We start from the raw sequence: 15,454 nt of genomic DNA, 5'->3' as shown, positions 1-15,454 counted from the left end.
GAACGATGTTCACGGCGCTCACTCCCGCTTCCTCCTCATCGCCCGGTGCAGCCGGCGGGCTGCAACTGCATCAGTTGCGCACGCTCGATGCTCTGTATCAGGAGCGGAGCGTAACGGCCGCGGCGCGCCGTCTTTTTATCACGCCTTCGGCCGTCAGCCACAATCTGCGGAAGTTGCGCGCCACGCTCGGCGACGAGTTGTTCCGGCGCGGGCCGCACGGGATGGAGCCTACCGAGCGGGTGGATGACCTGATCCCCCAGATCCGCGAGGCGCTCGGTATCCTCGACCATGCGCTGAGCGTGCGCCGTTTCGATCCCGGCGACAGCGACCGGCGCTTTCGGATCAGCTGCCTCCTGTCGCTCCGCATGGAGCTGGCTCCGATGCTGGCGGCCGCCGTCGAGGACGCGGGATCGGCGATCAGCTTCGACCTCAGGCAGATTGACGACAGCTTCGAGGCCGACCTCGAATCGGAACGGGCCGACCTCGCCATCGCCACCGTCGACCGGCCATTGCCGGGTCTCAGCAGCACGCTGCTGCGGCACGAAGACGTCGTGTTCGCGGTGCGCGCGGATCACCCGCGCGGGTCCGGCCCGCTCACGATCGCGGAACTGGCGCACTGGCGGCATGTCGACATCCGCGCGACCGACTTCTACCGCGCCACCGCCCGCGACCGGCCCGTCAAGGAAACGATGGAACATGCGGAAATAGCGCGCTCCCTGGCCGAACATGGCTTGACGCCCCGCATCGGCATCATCGTGCCGGACACGCTGTCCGCCCTTGAAGTCGTCAAGGCCACGGACATGATCGCGCTATGCCCCCGCCGTGTCGCCGAAACGCATGGAGGCCCCGCCATACGCCTGCTCGCGCCGCCCTACCGCACGAGTTCCACGCCGATGCGGCTGATGTGGAGCGTCAGGCGGGACCGGGACGAGGGGCTTAGATGGCTGCGCGGTCTTGTGGAAAAGGCGGTAGGCGATTCTGGTTGAATGGCCCGGTTGAATGGCTGGCTGGCATATGCTGAAAGGGTGGGAAAGGATGCGGCATATGCAATAGAAATGCGGGCCGCGACCCGCCCGGAGCCTGCCGGGCCGCTCGCGGACTTGTGGCAAAAGGTTCAAGCAAGAGAGGATGACGAATGTTCAGCCATGTGATGATCGGTTCGAACGATACCGAACGGTCGAAGAAATTCTACGACGCCCTGTTCGCCGCGATGGGCGGCAAGCCCGCGATCACCGATCCCAAGGGGCGGCTGATCTATCTGCACAAAGGCGCCATGTTCCTGGTCGGCAACCCGATCGACGGGGAACCCGCCTGCCACGCCAATGGCGGCACGATCGGCTTCGCCCTGGACGGCGCGGAACGGGTCGATGCCTGGCATGAGGCCGGCGTCGCCAATGGCGGCAAGTCGGTGGAAGACCCGCCGGGCGTGCGTGAGGCAGGCGGGGGGCAGCTTTACCTTGCCTATCTGCGCGACCCGGACGGCAACAAGCTGTGCGGCCTCCACCGGATGTGACGCCGGTGGAAACCGTTTCCATCAACAAGGCGCATGGCGGCGTCCAGGGCGTGTACAGCCACGCTTCGGCCGCCACCGGCACCCCGATGACCTTTTCAGCCTTCGTGCCCGATCATCCGCCGGGCACGAAGCTGCCCGTGCTGTGGTATCTTTCCGGCCTGACCTGCACCCATGCCAATGTGACCGAAAAGGGCGAATACCGCGCGGCCTGTGCCGAACAGGGGATCGTCTTCATTGCGCCGGACACGTCTCCGCGCGGCGAAGACGTGCCCGACGACGCGGCCTATGATTTCGGCAAGGGCGCCGGCTTCTATGTCGATGCGGTGCGGGAGCCCTGGGCAGGGCATTTCCATATGCGCCGCTATATCGAGCAGGAACTGCCCGCGCTGGCCGCGGCGCATTTTCCGGTCGACATGGCGCGGCAGGGCATCACCGGTCATTCGATGGGCGGGCATGGCGCGCTGACCATCGCCCTGCGCAATCCGGGGCGTTTTCGTTCGGTGAGCGCATTCGCCCCGATCGCCAGCCCGCTCAACTGTCCGTGGGGCGAGAAGGCGCTGGCCGGCTATCTTGGCCCCGACCGGGCCGCGTGGCGGGACTATGATGCCTGCGCGCTGATCGATGACGGCGCGCGCCTGCCCGATCTGCTGGTCGATCAGGGCACGGCGGACGCCTTCCTCGACGAACAGCTCAAGCCTCACCTGCTGCAAGAGGCGGCGGCTCGCGCGGGCATTCCCGCGACGATCCGCATGCAGGCGGGCTATGATCATTCCTATTATTTCATCTCCACTTTCATGGCGGAGCATGTCGCCTGGCACGCCGGGAGGTTGAAAGGATGATGCGGCGGACGAAGCGGTCGATCCCCAAGGCGCGGCGTATGCCGGTTCCGCGTCGGCCCCTTAGCCGCGAGCGAGTCTGATCCCGCTGAATGCCCACCGGGCCGAGGGCGGGTAGAAGTTGCGATAGCTTGGCCGCGAGTGCCCCGGCGGCGTCGCCGGCGAGCCGCCGCGAAGCACGAACTGGTTGACCATGAACTTGCCGTTATATTCCCCGATGGCGCCCGTGGCGGGGACGTAGCCGGGATAGGCGACATAGGGCGAGGCGGTCCATTGCCACGCGCGGTCATCGCACTGGCGGAGCCGGGATTGACCGGCCGCGACTTCCCATTCCGCTTCGGTCGGAAGCCGGCAACCCGCCCAGCGGGCGAACGCATCGGCTTCGTAATAGCTGACGTGGAGCAGCGGGACGGAAGGGTCGACGGGCTTGCGCCCTTCGAGTGAAAAACAGGTCCACCCGTCCCCGCCCTCGCGCCAGTAGAGCGGCGCCGCCCAGCCGTCGGCTTCGACCGCGGCCCAGCCGTCCGAGAGCCACAGTTGGGGAGAGCGGTAGCCGCCTGCCTCGATGAAGCGGAGATAGTCGCCGGCCGTGACGAGCCGGTCGGCGATCTCGAACCGCTCAAGCCAGACCCGGTGGCGCGGCGCCTCGTTGTCGAAGGCGAAGCCGTTCCCGTCATGCCCTATCTCATAGAGTCCGCCCGGCACTCCGACCCATTGCGTCGGCGCACCATCCCCGTGCGCCGCCTCTCCTGCGCGATAGGCCGGCTGAAGCGGGTTGCACGACAGCGCGTGTTGTATGTCCATCAGGATCAGTTCCTGATGCTGCTGCTCATGATGCAGGCCAAGCTCGACGCGGTTTCGCCACGAGGCCGCCGGAACGCACGCCATCATTTCAGCCATGGCCGCATCGACATGCCGGCGGTAGGCGTAGACGTCTTCGAGCGACGGCCTGGTCAATAGCCCCCGCCGCCCGCGCGGATGGCGTTCGCCCACCCCGACATAATAGGAATTGAACAGGACGGAATAGGCCGGATCGACTGGCCGGTAGCCGCGCAGCAGCGGCGTAAGCAGAAACGTCTCGAAGAACCAGCTCGTATGGGCCAGATGCCATTTGACCGGGCTCGCGTCGGGCATCGACTGCACCTGGCAGTCCTCGGACGAAAGGGGTGCGGCTAAAGCCTCCGTCGCCGCGCGCACCGCCCGATATTGCCGCTCGGGCAAGAGGTCGGGACCTTCGCACCGCTGGAGCCGCGAACTCATGGCTGAAGCTCGTCGGAGGCTGCGGTCCACACGTGCAATCCGAACAGCCCGTCAGGATCGGTCCAGAAGGCGAGCGGTTCCCAGCCCGAGGCGCGCGCGAGAAGCCGGGCTTCCTCCAGCGTGTATTTGTAGCTGTTTTCGGTGTGGATCGTTTCCCCCGCGCCCATCGAGAAGCGCCGTCCCGCGGCGGCGAACGCGACATCGCGGTTCGCGACGAGGTGCATCTCGACCCGGCCAAGGCCGTCATGCCACACCGCTCTATGCTCGAAGGCGTCGATCGGGATCGTGCCGTCCAGTTCCCGGTTGATGCGGTGCAGGAGATTGAGGTTGAACGCGGCCGTGATCCCCGCCGCGTCATCATAGGCCGCCTCCAGCAGGCGGGAGTTCTTGCGGCTGTCGATGCCGATTACGAGGCTGGCGGCGGGACCGAGCGTCTGGCGAAGCGAGCGCAGCAGGTTCACGGCGGAACGGTGATCGAAATTACCGATGGTCGATCCGGGAAAAAAGCCGGTCAACGGCCCCGCAAGGGGCGGCAGCTTCAGGGGATGGGTGAAATCCCCGGCGATCGGCACTATCCGCAATGCCGGGCGGGCCACCGCGAGCCGGGCCATCGCTCCTTCAAGGAACTCTTTCGAGATGTCGATCGGCACGTAGGTCGTAGCGCCGGTCGCATCCAGCAGCAGCGGCGTCTTGGCTGCCGAACCGGCCCCGAATTCGACCACCGGGCGCCCTCGCCCGGACAGCCTTCCCAGATCCGCGGCATGCCGCTTCAGGAGCAGCGTCTCGGTTCGAGTGGGATAATATTCCGGAAGCCGCGTGATCTGTTCGAACAGTTCGGAGCCGCGAACGTCGTAGAGGTAGCGAGCCGGAATGATCCTGCGCGGCTGGGACAGGCCGCTGATGACCGCTTCGCCAAAATCGCTCGCGACGTCGGCCATAAGTTCAGTCATGCCTGTGCCTTTCACGATGGAGTTTTCACCAGCGGGCGCCCTTCGCCTTTTGCCTGACGCCCTGCGGGCCGGTGCGGCGTCTCAGTTGCTGACGCCCGGATATGCCTCATCCTTCAGCAGCCGCGCGAGGTGCGCGGCGTTCGAAGCCGCCATGGCCGCCGCTTGCGACACCTTCTCCGGCACCTGCGGCAAATCCTGGAAATCCGTCTTACCCATGGCTTCGCCTACCCAATAGGATACCGCGCCCGCCGGGATCGTCCAACCGGTGTCGTTCAACCCCTGATAGACATGCGCGCTGATCCCGTGCGCCCCGTCCTCGTTGCCGACGACAGCCAGAACCGCGACTTTCGAATAGCTCGGCATCCGCCCCCGCTCGTCCGTCTCGCTCAGGAATGCGTCCATTCGCTCCAGCACGCGTTTGGCGAGACTGGACATCTGTCCGAGCCAGACGGGCGTGCCGAAGATGAGGATATCATGCGCGAGGATTCGGCGCCGCAGATCGGGCCAGTCGTCGCCCTCGCCCTCGTCCGACGTGACGCCGGGCTTGACATTCAGATCGGTGACCCTGACCGTTCCGGTGCATTCGACCCCCCTCCCGGCCAGTTCCGAGGCGATCAGCGCGATCATCTTGTCGGTGGAAGAGGGCTCCTTGCCTGAACCTTTCAGGCTGCAGTTGAGGCCGATCGCCTTCAGCGCCATGCTGTCGTTCCTTTGCACGAGAGGATGACGCATGAACCGGCGATCGCCGACGTTAGTTCCCAGCCGGGCCGCACGCGCATGGACGAACCGCACGGCGCTTCCCCCCGTCTGCCGCGCGCCTCACTCGCGATCGCGGCTTTCTCCACGATCGTCGAATGGTATGATTTCACGCTCTATCTCTATCTCGCCACCGTGCTCTCGCGGGTGTTCTTCACAGCCGGCGATTCGATCCTCGTCACCCTCGGCGGCTTCGCCGTCGCCTATCTGATGCGTCCCGTCGGCGCGATGGTGTTCGGCCACATCGGCGATCGCTATGGACGGCGGCAGACCATGCTCGCGTCGATGACGCTCATGACGTTCGCCATGCTGGCGACGGCGCTGCTGCCGACCCACGCCCGGATCGGGCCAGCCGCCGGCGCACTGCTGCTCGCCATCCGTTGCATCATGGGGTTCTCGGTGGGCGGCGAATATACGGGCGTCGTCGCCTATCTGCTGGAAGGCGCGCCGGAGGACCGGCGCGGCCTCATCGCCTCGCTCGCCGCCGCAGCGAGCGAGGCGGGAGCGCTTCTGGCCGCCGCGGTTGCTGCCCTCACCGTCAGCGCCATGTCTGAAGAGGCGCTCGTCTCATGGGGCTGGCGCATACCCTTCCTCGTCGGCGCGGGGCTTGCGGCCGCCATTCTGCTGGCCCGCGCAACCATGCGGGAGTCGCCCGAGTTCGAGCGGCAACGGGTGCGCGGCACGATTCCCCGCAATCCGCTGCGCCACAGCCTCGCCCATCATCGCGCCGGCATCGTTCGCGGATTCGCGATTTCGGCGCTCGGCTCGATCACCTACTATGTCGGGATCACCTATGTGCCGGTATTCCTGACGTCGACGAGGGCGATCGACGAAACCGGCGCGCTGTGGCTGGCCACGATCGCGGCGGTTGCCGTGATCGCCGTCACCCCGTTCGTCGGCGCCTTGTCCGACCGCTGGGGGCGCAAGCCGGTGCTCGCCGGACTTGCCATCCTGAGCGCCGCATTGCCGATCGCGATGTTCGGGTTGATGGGGACTTCGGCCCATGCCTACGGAATGCCGGGCGCGGTTGTTCTCGCCTTGGTTGCCGGTGGCGTGAGCGCCGTCGCCGCGGCGGCAACGGCCGAGCAGTTCCCCGGCGAAGGACGCCTTAGCGGCCTGGCCTTCGGCGTTACCTCCGCGACGGCCATTTTCGGCGGCCTGGCGCCTTATGTCGCCCAGTTGCTGCTGGAGCGGACTGGCTGGGCGTCCGTGCCCGGAGCGATGATCGCGATCGTTGCCTGCGCCGTGCTGCCCATCGTCCTGACGATGCCGGAAACAGCGCCTCGGCGGCTTGCCCGCGTCAATCGGGCTTAAGGCGGATCAGTTCCTGCAACGCAGGCTCCCGTCCGATCCGGACTTCCGTGCGGTTCAGGCGGCGCCGAACTGCGTCGCGGCGATGCAGGCGCGCGCCTGGCGCTGGGCCTCGGCAATTTCGCGCGCGGTCATTTCCTCGGCGATTTCGGCGCGCATCGTCTGTCCTTCCCCGCTGCCCTTGAGCGCGGCGAGATTGAACCATTTATGCGCCTCGACCAGGTCGATGCCCATGCCTCCGGTGCCGCAGCTATAGGCCACGCCCAGTTCGAAACAGTCTTCAGCGGAACGCCGCGCCGCATCCGGCAAGCGGCTTTCCATGAGGAACCGCGCGCTCTTGCTTCCATTCGCCATAACCGAACCTTCCCCTCAAAGGATTTCGACCTGATGGTTTTCAACGCGGAGCAGATTGGACCGGGAAGCGATAAAAAATGGTTAACGCGCAAAAGAGGCCGGAAAGCCCGCTGCCCGCTTTCCCGGCGGCCGGCAGGGTTAACGAGGCCGCCCACGGCCGAAGATAAGGGGTGGCGCAAGGCGGATATTGTCCCCATAGGCTTTCCATGACTCCATCCCCGTCATCGTCGACACCCCCTGCCGAAAAAGACATAAAATTCCGCGAATTCGTGCTGTTGTGCGCCTGCCTGATGGCGATGAACGCGCTGTCGATCGACCCGATGCTGCCTGCTCTGCCGGACATCGGGCGCGACCTGAACATTCCGCATCCCAATGACCGGCAGCTTATCATCAGCATGTATTTCCTGGGGCTGGGTATCGGGTCGCTGCTGTTCGGCATCCTGTCCGACCGCTTTGGGCGCAAGCGCGTGCTGGGCAGCGCCATGGCGCTGTTCATCCTGGCTACCGTCGCCTGCGCGGGGGCGCACAGTTTTGCCATGATGCTGATCGGGCGGATGTGCGCGGGCTTCTTCGCGGGGGCGAGCCGGGTCATTACCGTCGGCATCATCCGCGATCGCTTTCGCGGCGACGCCATGGCGCAGGTCATGTCGCTGATCTTCGCGGTGTTCATCCTGATCCCCGTCATGGCCCCCAGCATGGGGCAGGCGATCCTGTGGATCGCGCCATGGCGCTGGATATTCTGGGCGCTGGCGTTGCTGGCGGCGATGATCCTGCCGTGGATGATGCTGCGGCTGCCCGAAACGCTGAAGCCCGAAAACCGGATCGCGATCAGCGCCCGCACCGTGCTGCGCGGCGTAGGCGGGGTCATCACGCACCGCAGCTCCATCGGCTATATGCTGGCGAGCGGCGTGGCGATGGGCGGCCTCCTGAGTTTCATCCTGTCGGTCCAGCAGATCCTGTTCGATACGTTCGACGCCCGCGCGATCTTTCCCCTCGCCTTTGCCGTCATAGCAGGCAGCATGGGCGTCGGGAGCCTTATCAACAGCCGCCTGGTGTCGCGCTTCGGCGCGCGGCGGCTCAGCCAGGGCGCGTTGATCGCCTCTATCCTCGTTTGCACGGTGCATGTCGGCTTCATCGAGGCGGGCTGGGAAAGCCTGGCCGCGTTCATGGTGCTGCAATCGCTGGCGATGCTGGCCATCGCCTTCACCGCCTCCAATTTCAGCGCGATTTCCATGGAGCCTTTTTCGAAGGGGGCGGGCATCGCGTCTTCCTTCCAGGCTTTTCTGACGACGGCGGTGTCGGCCACGCTGGGCAGTCTGGTCGGGCGCGCCTTCGACGGCACGGTCCTGCCGCTGGCGCTGGGCATGGTTTGCTTTGGCTGCGTGGCGCTGGCGATCATCGCCTGGGCGGAGCGTGGCCGGCTGTTCACCCGTCCCGGCCACGACGCGCTGCGCGACGTGGAATTTTGACGGCCGGTCTTTACTGGACGAACGTCAGCGACAGGTTTTCCGCGTTTTTGGGGATGTCGATCCGGCTTTCGTTGATCGACGCTTCCTCGCCGGGCTTGAGCTTCGCCTTGTCCGCCTTGGTCGTCCAGCTGAAGACGAGGCGGTTCTGCCGGTCGCGCAACTGCACCAGCACCGGCGGCACCGGGAGGGCCTGCTTGCCGCTGTTCACGATCCGCGCGCCAAAGGCGAAATATTCCTCGCCGGTGGGGAGTTTGCGCCGTTCGGCGGGCTTGGAGAGATAGAAGAGCAGGTCGGGATCGCCCTCATCGGGCGCGAGGCCCAGGCTCACGGCCCAGCTCGGCGCGCCGAAACGATAGAGCGCGCCGCCCGCCGCCGCGACGATCAGGCAGAAGGCGACGGCGGCATAGGTCGCGCGCTTGAGCGGGTTGCGGCGCGGCTTGAAGGGCGGCGCGGCGTCGAAGCGGCTCCGATCGGCGGCTTCGGCGGGCGCGCCTTCATAGATATGGTCGAAACGATTGTCCGGCGGTGCGAAGGCAGGCGGGGGAGGTTGCGGCGCATCCGCTTCTTCGTCCTGCGCGGCGTCCTCCATTGCTGCCGGAGCGGCGGGGGCCTCCTCCTCCACGGCCTCCGGCTCCGGCGGCGCGGGGACGGCGACGGACGGGGGAGGGGGCGAAGGCGGGGCCGCCGGTTCTTCACGCGGCGCGGGCGCCATGGGCGCGTCCTCCCGCGTCGGCAGGGCGGGGCCTTCCTGAAACCAGCTATGCTTGCAGGCGGCGCAGCGGACCTGGCGGCCGTTCGGGCCGACGGCGCTGTCCGGCACGATATAACGCGTCGCGCAATTGGGGCACAGCAGGATCATTTCGCTTCATAGCCATGGCTTGGACTCGCACGCAAGCGGTCAAAATCGGACGATGCGCAGGACATGCGACTCGCGCGGTTGCGCGGCGCGGGCTTTACGGCGGGCCGCCCGCTGTGCCATGGCTGCATGTCAGGGGCAGAAGGGAGCGCGCGAGCGCCGGTTTTTACGATCATGTCGGCCATCGTCCAGTTCGAAAATGTCGGCCTGCGCTATGGGCTGGATAGCGAGACGCTGTCCGATGTCAGCTTTTCGCTGCATGGCGGCGGCTTCTATTTCCTGACCGGCGCGTCGGGCGCGGGCAAGACGTCGCTGCTGAAACTGCTCTATCTGGCCCAGCGGCCCAGCCGGGGCGTCATCCGCCTGTTCGGCGAGGATGTGGTGACGCTGCCCCGCAAGCGGCTCCCTGGATTCCGCCGCCGCATCGGCGTCGTCTTCCAGGATTTCCGTCTGGTCCCGCATCTGTCGGTCTATGACAATATCGCCCTGCCCCTGCGCGTCGCAGGCATGGAGGAGGCAGAAGTCGACGCGCCGGTCAGCGAGATGCTGAACTGGGTGGGCCTGGGCGACCGGGGACAGGCGCGGCCCGCGACCCTTTCGGGCGGGGAGCAGCAGCGCGTCGCCATCGCCCGCGCCGTGATCGCGCGGCCTGAGATATTGGTGGCGGACGAGCCGACCGGCAATGTCGACGCCGACATGGCGAGCCGCCTCATGACCCTGTTCGAGGCGCTCAATCGCCTGGGCACCACCGTCGTCGTCGCAACCCACGACCTGCCGCTGATGGGGCAGGTGACGGGCGCGCAGATGATGCGGCTGGACAAGGGGCGGCTGGCCGACCCGACCGGCGCGCTGCGCTATCCGCCGCGCTCGCGGGGGAGCGCCTGATGGCGGGCGTCGCGGATCGGCGCGCGGCGGCGGCCGCGCGTCATCGCCTGCTGCCCGAAGGGCGGGTGGCCGGGCCGATGCCGTGGATCATCGCGATCATGATGTTCCTGACGGTGCTCGCCGCCGCCGCCGGATTGGGGCTGGGCGCGGCGGTGCGTTCGATGAGCGCGGACCTTGCGGGCCGGGCGACGGTGCAGATCGTGGAGGCGAATGTGGAGGCGCGCGACGCACTCGGCAGGCGCGCGGCGCAGGCGCTGCGCGGGGCCGACGGCGTGGCGGGCGTCCGGCCGGTCGATCCCGCGACGCTTGTCGATCAATTGCGCCCATGGCTGGGGGAGGAGGCGTCGAGCGGCGACCTGCCCATCCCGGCGCTGATCGACGTGACGCTGACGCCGGGCGGTGCCGACGCGAAGGTGGAGCGCCTGCGCCGCCTGATGGCGGGCCTGTCGCCCAAGATCCGGGTCGAACCCCATGCCGCTTTCCTGCTGCCGCTCGCCGGGCTGTTGTCGGCGCTGGGCTGGCTGGCGGCGGGGATCGTGCTGCTGATGGCGCTGGCGACTGGGGCGGTGGTGGTGCTGGCAGCGCGCGGGGCGCATGACAGCCATCGCGGCACCATCGAAGTGCTGCACCTGATGGGTGCGACCGATGTGCAGATCGCACGCCTGTTCCAGCGGCGCATCGCGCTCGACGCGATGCTGGGCAGCCTGCTGGGCTTTGTCGTGGCGGCCTGCGTCATCCTGTTGCTGGGCGGGCGGCTGATCGCGACGGGATCGGACTTGCTGGGCGCGGTGCGCCTGCCGTGGAGCGGCTGGGCCGTGCTCGCCGCGCTGCCGCTGGGTGGAGTTCTGCTCGCCATGCTGGCGGCGCGCTGGACGGTGCTGCGGTCGCTGGGGCGGTTGCTGTGATCGTGCGGCTTGTCGCCCTGTCGATCCTCGCGTGGATGCTGGGCTTCGCCTGGTTCGCGATCTTCCTGCCGCAGCCGCTGGACGGCAGGCCGACCGACGCTATCGTCGTGCTGACCGGCGGCGCGGGGCGGATCGACCGGGGACTGGCGCTGTTGCAGGAAGGCGCGGCCAAGCGGATGCTGATCTCCGGCGTCGACCGCTCCGTGCGCCCGGTGGAGCTGGCGGCGGAATATAAGGCGCCCGAAACGCTCTTCGCCTGCTGCATCACCCTGGGCCGGGAAGCGATCGACACGCGCTCCAACGCCATTGAAACAGCGCGCTGGCTGGAGCGGCGCGACTATCGCACCGTGCGGCTCATCACGACGGACTGGCATATGCGCCGCTCCGCGCTGGAGCTGCGGCAGGCGCTGCCGGGGCGCGTCACCATCGTCTACGACGCGGTGCCCAGCCGCCCCAGCCTCACAATGCTGGCGCGGGAGTATAATAAATATCTGCTGCGGCGCGCGGCGGCGCTGATCGGTATCTGAAGCGATGCTGACCGCGATCCGATCCCTTGCCTATCTGATCGCCTTCTACGGCCTGTCGGTGGGCTTCGTGCTGACGGCGCTGGTCGCGCATTGGGTGGTGCCCAGCGCCGTGCTGCCCGTCGCGACGGGGTGGAGCCGCTTCCATCGCGGCTGCGCGCGCTGGCTGCTGGGGCAGAAGGTGCGGGTGGAGGGCGACCTGCCGCACGGACAATATCTTTACATCGTCAAGCATGAATCCATGTTCGAGACGATCGACCTCCTGTGCCTGTTCGACCGTCCCGCCATCGCGGCGAAGCGCGAACTGCTCGACATACCGCTCTGGGGCGGGCTGGCGCGCGACTATGGCCTGCTGCCGGTGGAGCGCAGCGCGGGGGCGAGCGCCCTGCGCGCTCTGCGCGCCGCCGCGAGGAAGGCGAACGCGCAGGGGCGCCCGATCTGCCTCTTTCCAGAAGGCACCCGTGTCCCCCATGGCGAAGCCCCGCCGTTGCGGGCCGGATTCGCGGGGCTTTACGCCGTGCTGGGCCTGCCGGTGGTGCCGATCGCGGTCGACAGCGGCCGCCTGTCGCCGCGCGGGCATTTCCTCAAGCGCGCGGGCGTTATCACCTACAAGATAGGGGAAGTCGTGCCGCCCGGCCTCGACCGCAAGGAGGCCGAAGCGCGGGTCCATGCCGCGATCAATGCATTGAATTGGCGGTCGGGTTGATCAGTGCTTGCGCCCGAAATCGGGCTTGGGATCGTCCTGTCCCTGTTCGATGATCGAGCGGCGGATGGCGCGGGTGCGGGTGAAGAGGTTGAACAGCGCGTCGCCGTCATCCCAGCGGATCGCCCGCTGCAACGCCGACAAATCCTCCGAAAAGCGTTGCAGCATTTCCAGCACCGCATCCTTGTTGGCGAGAAACACGTCGCGCCACATCGTCGGATCGGACGCCGCGATGCGGGTGAAATCGCGAAAGCCGCCCGCTGAATATTTGATGACTTCGGACTGGGTCACATTCTCCAGATCGCTGGCCGTGCCGACGATGGTGTAAGCGATCAGGTGCGGCAGATGACTCGTCACCGCCAGCACCAGATCGTGATGCGCGGGTTCCATCGTTTCCACATCCGCGCCGATCCGCCGCCATAGCTCAGAAACACGCTCGACCGCCGCTGGGTCGGCGCCGGCGGGCGGGGTGACGATGCACCAGCGGCCCTGGAACAGCGTGGCGAAGCCCGCTTCCGGCCCGCTATTTTCCGTCCCCGCGACCGGATGCGCGGGAATGATCGCGCGCCCCGGCAGCGCGGCGCTGAGCTGCGCCAGCACATCGGCCTTGCACGATCCCACGTCGCTGACGATGGCGTCGGCGGGCAGGTCGTCGGCAAAGTCCGCCGCCGCCGCGCCCATGGCCCGGACCGGCACGCACAGCACCACCAGATCGGCGTCCGTCACTGCCGCGCCCGCTGTGTCGGTAACATCGTCGCACAGGTCGATGGCGCGCGCGATTTCCCGCACCTGCGGATCGGCGTCATGCCCCGTCACACGCACGGTCGGCATATATTGCCGGATCGCCCGCGCGAGCGACGAACCGATCAGGCCAAGGCCGATGACGGTGACGCGCGAAAAAGGCAGCATATCAGGCCGCTTCCGCCATGGCGCGCAGCTTCGCGGCGACCGCCCGGACCTGTTCTTCGGTGCCGATGGTGATGCGAAGGCCGTTGGCCAGATCCTGCCCGGCGAGCCAGCGGGTCGCGAACCCTTCGTCCATCAGCCCCTGCATCGCGGCCTGCGCGCTCAACCTGCCATCGAACAGGATGAGCAGGAAGTTCGCCTTGCTCGGCACGGCGCGCAGGCCGTGGTTGGACAGGGCGGTGACTTCGCCCGCCAGCCATGCGCGCCAGCGGCTGTTGTGCGCCCGGCTGGCTTCGACCCAGGCCATATCCTGCACGGCCGCCGCCGCCGCCGCCTGTCCGGCGGTGGTGACGTTGAACGGCCCCCGGATGCGGTGGAGGATGTCCACTACGTCCGCGCTGGCATAGCCCCAGCCGATACGCTCGGCGGCAAGGCCATGGATTTTGGAAAAAGTCCGGGTGACGAGCACATTGGGAGCGGTTTTCGCCAGCTCCAGCCCGCCATCATCCTCATCCGCGTCCAGATATTCGGCATAGGCCTGATCCAGCACCAGCAATATGTCGGGGCGCAGCCCGGCGTGCAGGCGCGCGATTTCCGCGCGCGGGGTCATGGTGCCGGTCGGATTATTGGGGTTGGCGAGGAAAACGACCTTCGTCCGCTCCGTCACATGGGCGAGCAGCGCATCCACATCGGTTGCATAGTCGGCGTCCGGCGCCACCACCGGCGTCGCGCCCACGCGCCGCGCCGCAATGTCGTAGACCGCAAAGCCGTATCGGACATAGAGCACCTCATCGCCCGGCCCGGCATAGCCGCTGGCGGCGAGATGCAGCAGCTCGTCCGATCCGGTGCCGTAGACGACCCGCGCCGGGTCCAGCCCATGCACCCGCGCGATCGCCTCGCGCAGCTTCGTCGCGGCGGGATCGGGATAGGTGGCGAGATCCGCCGAAGCGGCAACCAGCGCCGAATGCGCGGCTGCGCTCGTCCCCAGCGGATTTTCATTGGCGGACAGCTTGATGAGCGGGCGGCCATCATCGGACATGGCCTTGCCCGGCACATAAGCGGAAATGCCGAGAATCCATTCCTTGGGAGCAGGGTGTGTCATGGCCGGGGCTTTAGAGCGATTTCGAGCCGGATGGAAGCATCTGCCAGTGCGGAAATTCGCCTCCTTTTCCCTTGGGGGAGGGCAGGCAGGCCGCTTCCCACCCAAACCCGCACCCCTTGCAAGCCAAGCGTCAGGCGACAGGCGTCACCAAGGGCCGCCCCGAAGCCCAGGCGTCCAGATTGGCAAGCACCAGATCGGCCATGGCCTGCCGCGTTTCGACCGTGGCGCTGCCCTGATGGGGTTGCAGCACGACCTGATCCATGGCGAACAGCGCCTCCGGCACATGCGGTTCGTTGGCGAACACGTCCAGTCCCGCGCCCGCGATGCGCCGGTCCGTCAGAGCAGCGACCAGCGCGTCCTCGTCGATCACGCTGCCCCGGCTGATATTGACGATGACGCCTTTGGGGCCAAGCGCCTCCAGCATTTCCGCGTCGACCAGCCTCCTCGTCTCCGCCCCGCCGGAGGTCGCCACCATGATGACGTCGCTCTGCCGTGCGAAGTCGATCCGGTCGGCGACATAGCGATAATGCGTGTCCGCCTGCGGGCGGCGGTTGTGGTAGAGGATTTCGCCCGCCACCGGCTCCAGCCGCGCGGCGATGGCGCGGCCGATGCGGCCCAGCCCCAATATGCCGATCCGCCGTCCGGTCACGCGGGCGGAGAGCGGCACGGCTTCGCCCCGCGCCCATGCGCCCGATCGCACCATGCGGTCATAGGCCGCGATGTTCCGCGCCGTGGCGAACAGCAGACCGACGGCCAGGTCCGCCACATCGTCGGTCAGCACGTCGGGCGTGTTGCTGACGCGGATGCCCTTGGCGCGGGCATGGTCCACGTCCACCTTGTCATAGCCCACCGAAAACAGCCCGATCATTTCCAGCCGGGGCAGCGCGTCCATGATCGCCGCGCCCGCGCCCACCGCGCCGAAGCTCACCAGCGCGCGGGCGTCCTTTACCGCAGGGTCGAGCGCCGCCGGATCGGCATCGGCGGCCACTTCCAGCACATGAAAGCGGCTTTTCAGGCCCGCCATCAGATAATCGGAAAGCGGACCATAGGCGATGACGGGAATGGCGCGATGATCGGTCATGGCCCTTTCCCTAGCGGCACTTGAAGGCGGTATCCAGCCATGC

Annotated in this window: 17 protein-coding genes; 9 read left to right on the top strand and 8 right to left on the bottom strand. The window is 67.3% G+C overall.

The window, feature by feature from the left end; translation table 11 throughout:
* Positions 1-5: 5 nt before the first annotated feature.
* The 3 genes from IQ35_RS09855 to fghA all read left to right on the top strand — a co-directional run bounded on the left by IQ35_RS09855 (position 6) and on the right by fghA (position 2,352).
* A complete protein-coding gene (locus IQ35_RS09855; RefSeq protein WP_158636636.1) occupies positions 6-986 on the top strand; it encodes a LysR family transcriptional regulator in 981 nt (326 codons plus the stop codon).
* Positions 987-1,135: 149 nt separating this feature from the next.
* The gene (locus tag IQ35_RS09850; RefSeq protein WP_021245395.1) at positions 1,136-1,513 is read left to right on the top strand and encodes a VOC family protein; all 378 of its coding nucleotides are present in this window, start codon (positions 1,136-1,138) and stop codon (positions 1,511-1,513) included.
* 5 nt (positions 1,514-1,518) lie between these two features.
* On the top strand, positions 1,519-2,352 hold the full coding sequence (gene fghA, locus IQ35_RS09845; protein WP_031291366.1) for an S-formylglutathione hydrolase: 834 nt from the start codon (positions 1,519-1,521) through the stop codon (positions 2,350-2,352).
* A 60-nt stretch (positions 2,353-2,412) separates the two neighbouring features.
* Here the strand turns inward: fghA and egtB are convergent, their stop codons facing one another.
* The 3 genes from egtB to IQ35_RS09830 all read right to left on the bottom strand — a co-directional run bounded on the left by egtB (position 2,413) and on the right by IQ35_RS09830 (position 5,258).
* Positions 2,413-3,609, bottom strand: a complete 1,197-nt coding sequence (egtB, locus tag IQ35_RS09840; RefSeq protein WP_145073021.1) for an ergothioneine biosynthesis protein EgtB — start codon at positions 3,607-3,609, stop codon at positions 2,413-2,415.
* On the bottom strand, positions 3,606-4,559 hold the full coding sequence (gene egtD / locus IQ35_RS09835; protein ID WP_145073018.1) for an L-histidine N(alpha)-methyltransferase: 954 nt from the start codon (positions 4,557-4,559) through the stop codon (positions 3,606-3,608). Before egtD ends, egtB begins: the two co-directional genes overlap by 4 nt.
* Positions 4,560-4,640: 81 nt before the next feature.
* On the bottom strand, positions 4,641-5,258 hold the full coding sequence (locus tag IQ35_RS09830) for a flavodoxin family protein (protein WP_145073015.1): 618 nt from the start codon (positions 5,256-5,258) through the stop codon (positions 4,641-4,643).
* Between the two features lie 78 nt (positions 5,259-5,336).
* Between IQ35_RS09830 and IQ35_RS09825 the strand changes: the two genes are divergently transcribed.
* A complete protein-coding gene (locus IQ35_RS09825; RefSeq protein ID WP_145073251.1) occupies positions 5,337-6,629 on the top strand; it encodes an MFS transporter in 1,293 nt (430 codons plus the stop codon).
* Positions 6,630-6,683: 54 nt separating this feature from the next.
* Here the strand turns inward: IQ35_RS09825 and IQ35_RS09820 are convergent, their stop codons facing one another.
* Entirely contained in the window at positions 6,684-6,980 is a 297-nt protein-coding gene (locus tag IQ35_RS09820) for a hypothetical protein (protein ID WP_021245389.1), read from the bottom strand.
* A gap of 206 nt (positions 6,981-7,186) precedes the next feature.
* On the opposite strand from IQ35_RS09820, the gene IQ35_RS09815 reads away from it, so the two are divergent.
* On the top strand, positions 7,187-8,449 hold the full coding sequence (locus tag IQ35_RS09815; RefSeq protein ID WP_031291361.1) for a multidrug effflux MFS transporter: 1,263 nt from the start codon (positions 7,187-7,189) through the stop codon (positions 8,447-8,449).
* Between the two features lie 10 nt (positions 8,450-8,459).
* Here the strand turns inward: IQ35_RS09815 and IQ35_RS09810 are convergent, their stop codons facing one another.
* Entirely contained in the window at positions 8,460-9,308 is an 849-nt protein-coding gene (locus IQ35_RS09810; RefSeq protein WP_145073012.1) for an MJ0042-type zinc finger domain-containing protein, read from the bottom strand.
* 171 nt (positions 9,309-9,479) lie between these two features.
* Here IQ35_RS09810 and ftsE point away from each other — a divergent pair, with 171 nt between their 5' ends.
* Genes ftsE through IQ35_RS09790 form a run of 4 tightly spaced genes read left to right on the top strand, consistent with a single transcriptional unit; the run spans position 9,480 to position 12,325 of the window.
* Entirely contained in the window at positions 9,480-10,190 is a 711-nt protein-coding gene (gene ftsE / locus IQ35_RS09805; protein WP_031291358.1) for a cell division ATP-binding protein FtsE, read from the top strand.
* On the top strand, positions 10,190-11,095 hold the full coding sequence (locus tag IQ35_RS09800; protein WP_059140328.1) for a cell division protein FtsX: 906 nt from the start codon (positions 10,190-10,192) through the stop codon (positions 11,093-11,095). Before ftsE ends, IQ35_RS09800 begins: the two co-directional genes overlap by 1 nt.
* The gene (locus IQ35_RS09795; RefSeq protein WP_021245384.1) at positions 11,092-11,622 is read left to right on the top strand and encodes a YdcF family protein; all 531 of its coding nucleotides are present in this window, start codon (positions 11,092-11,094) and stop codon (positions 11,620-11,622) included. Before IQ35_RS09800 ends, IQ35_RS09795 begins: the two co-directional genes overlap by 4 nt.
* A gap of 4 nt (positions 11,623-11,626) precedes the next feature.
* Complete coding sequence (locus tag IQ35_RS09790) at positions 11,627-12,325, top strand: lysophospholipid acyltransferase family protein (protein WP_021245383.1); 699 nt, start codon at positions 11,627-11,629, stop codon at positions 12,323-12,325.
* Here the strand turns inward: IQ35_RS09790 and IQ35_RS09785 are convergent, their stop codons facing one another.
* From IQ35_RS09785 to IQ35_RS09775, 3 genes are all read right to left on the bottom strand, one after another.
* Positions 12,326-13,231 (bottom strand): prephenate/arogenate dehydrogenase family protein, encoded by a 906-nt coding sequence (locus IQ35_RS09785; RefSeq protein ID WP_021245382.1) that lies wholly within the window; start codon positions 13,229-13,231, stop codon positions 12,326-12,328.
* A gap of 1 nt (position 13,232) precedes the next feature.
* Positions 13,233-14,330, bottom strand: a complete 1,098-nt coding sequence (locus tag IQ35_RS09780) for a pyridoxal phosphate-dependent aminotransferase (RefSeq protein ID WP_145073009.1) — start codon at positions 14,328-14,330, stop codon at positions 13,233-13,235.
* 130 nt (positions 14,331-14,460) lie between these two features.
* Positions 14,461-15,411 (bottom strand): 2-hydroxyacid dehydrogenase, encoded by a 951-nt coding sequence (locus IQ35_RS09775; protein WP_145073006.1) that lies wholly within the window; start codon positions 15,409-15,411, stop codon positions 14,461-14,463.
* Between the last annotated feature and the right edge of the window lie 43 nt (positions 15,412-15,454).

It is taken from the genome of Sphingobium wenxiniae, assembly GCF_007830065.1.
GTDB lineage: Bacteria > Pseudomonadota > Alphaproteobacteria > Sphingomonadales > Sphingomonadaceae > Sphingobium > Sphingobium wenxiniae.
Note: the sequence above shows the minus strand (reverse complement) of the source record. Positions and strands in the feature narration are given on the sequence as shown.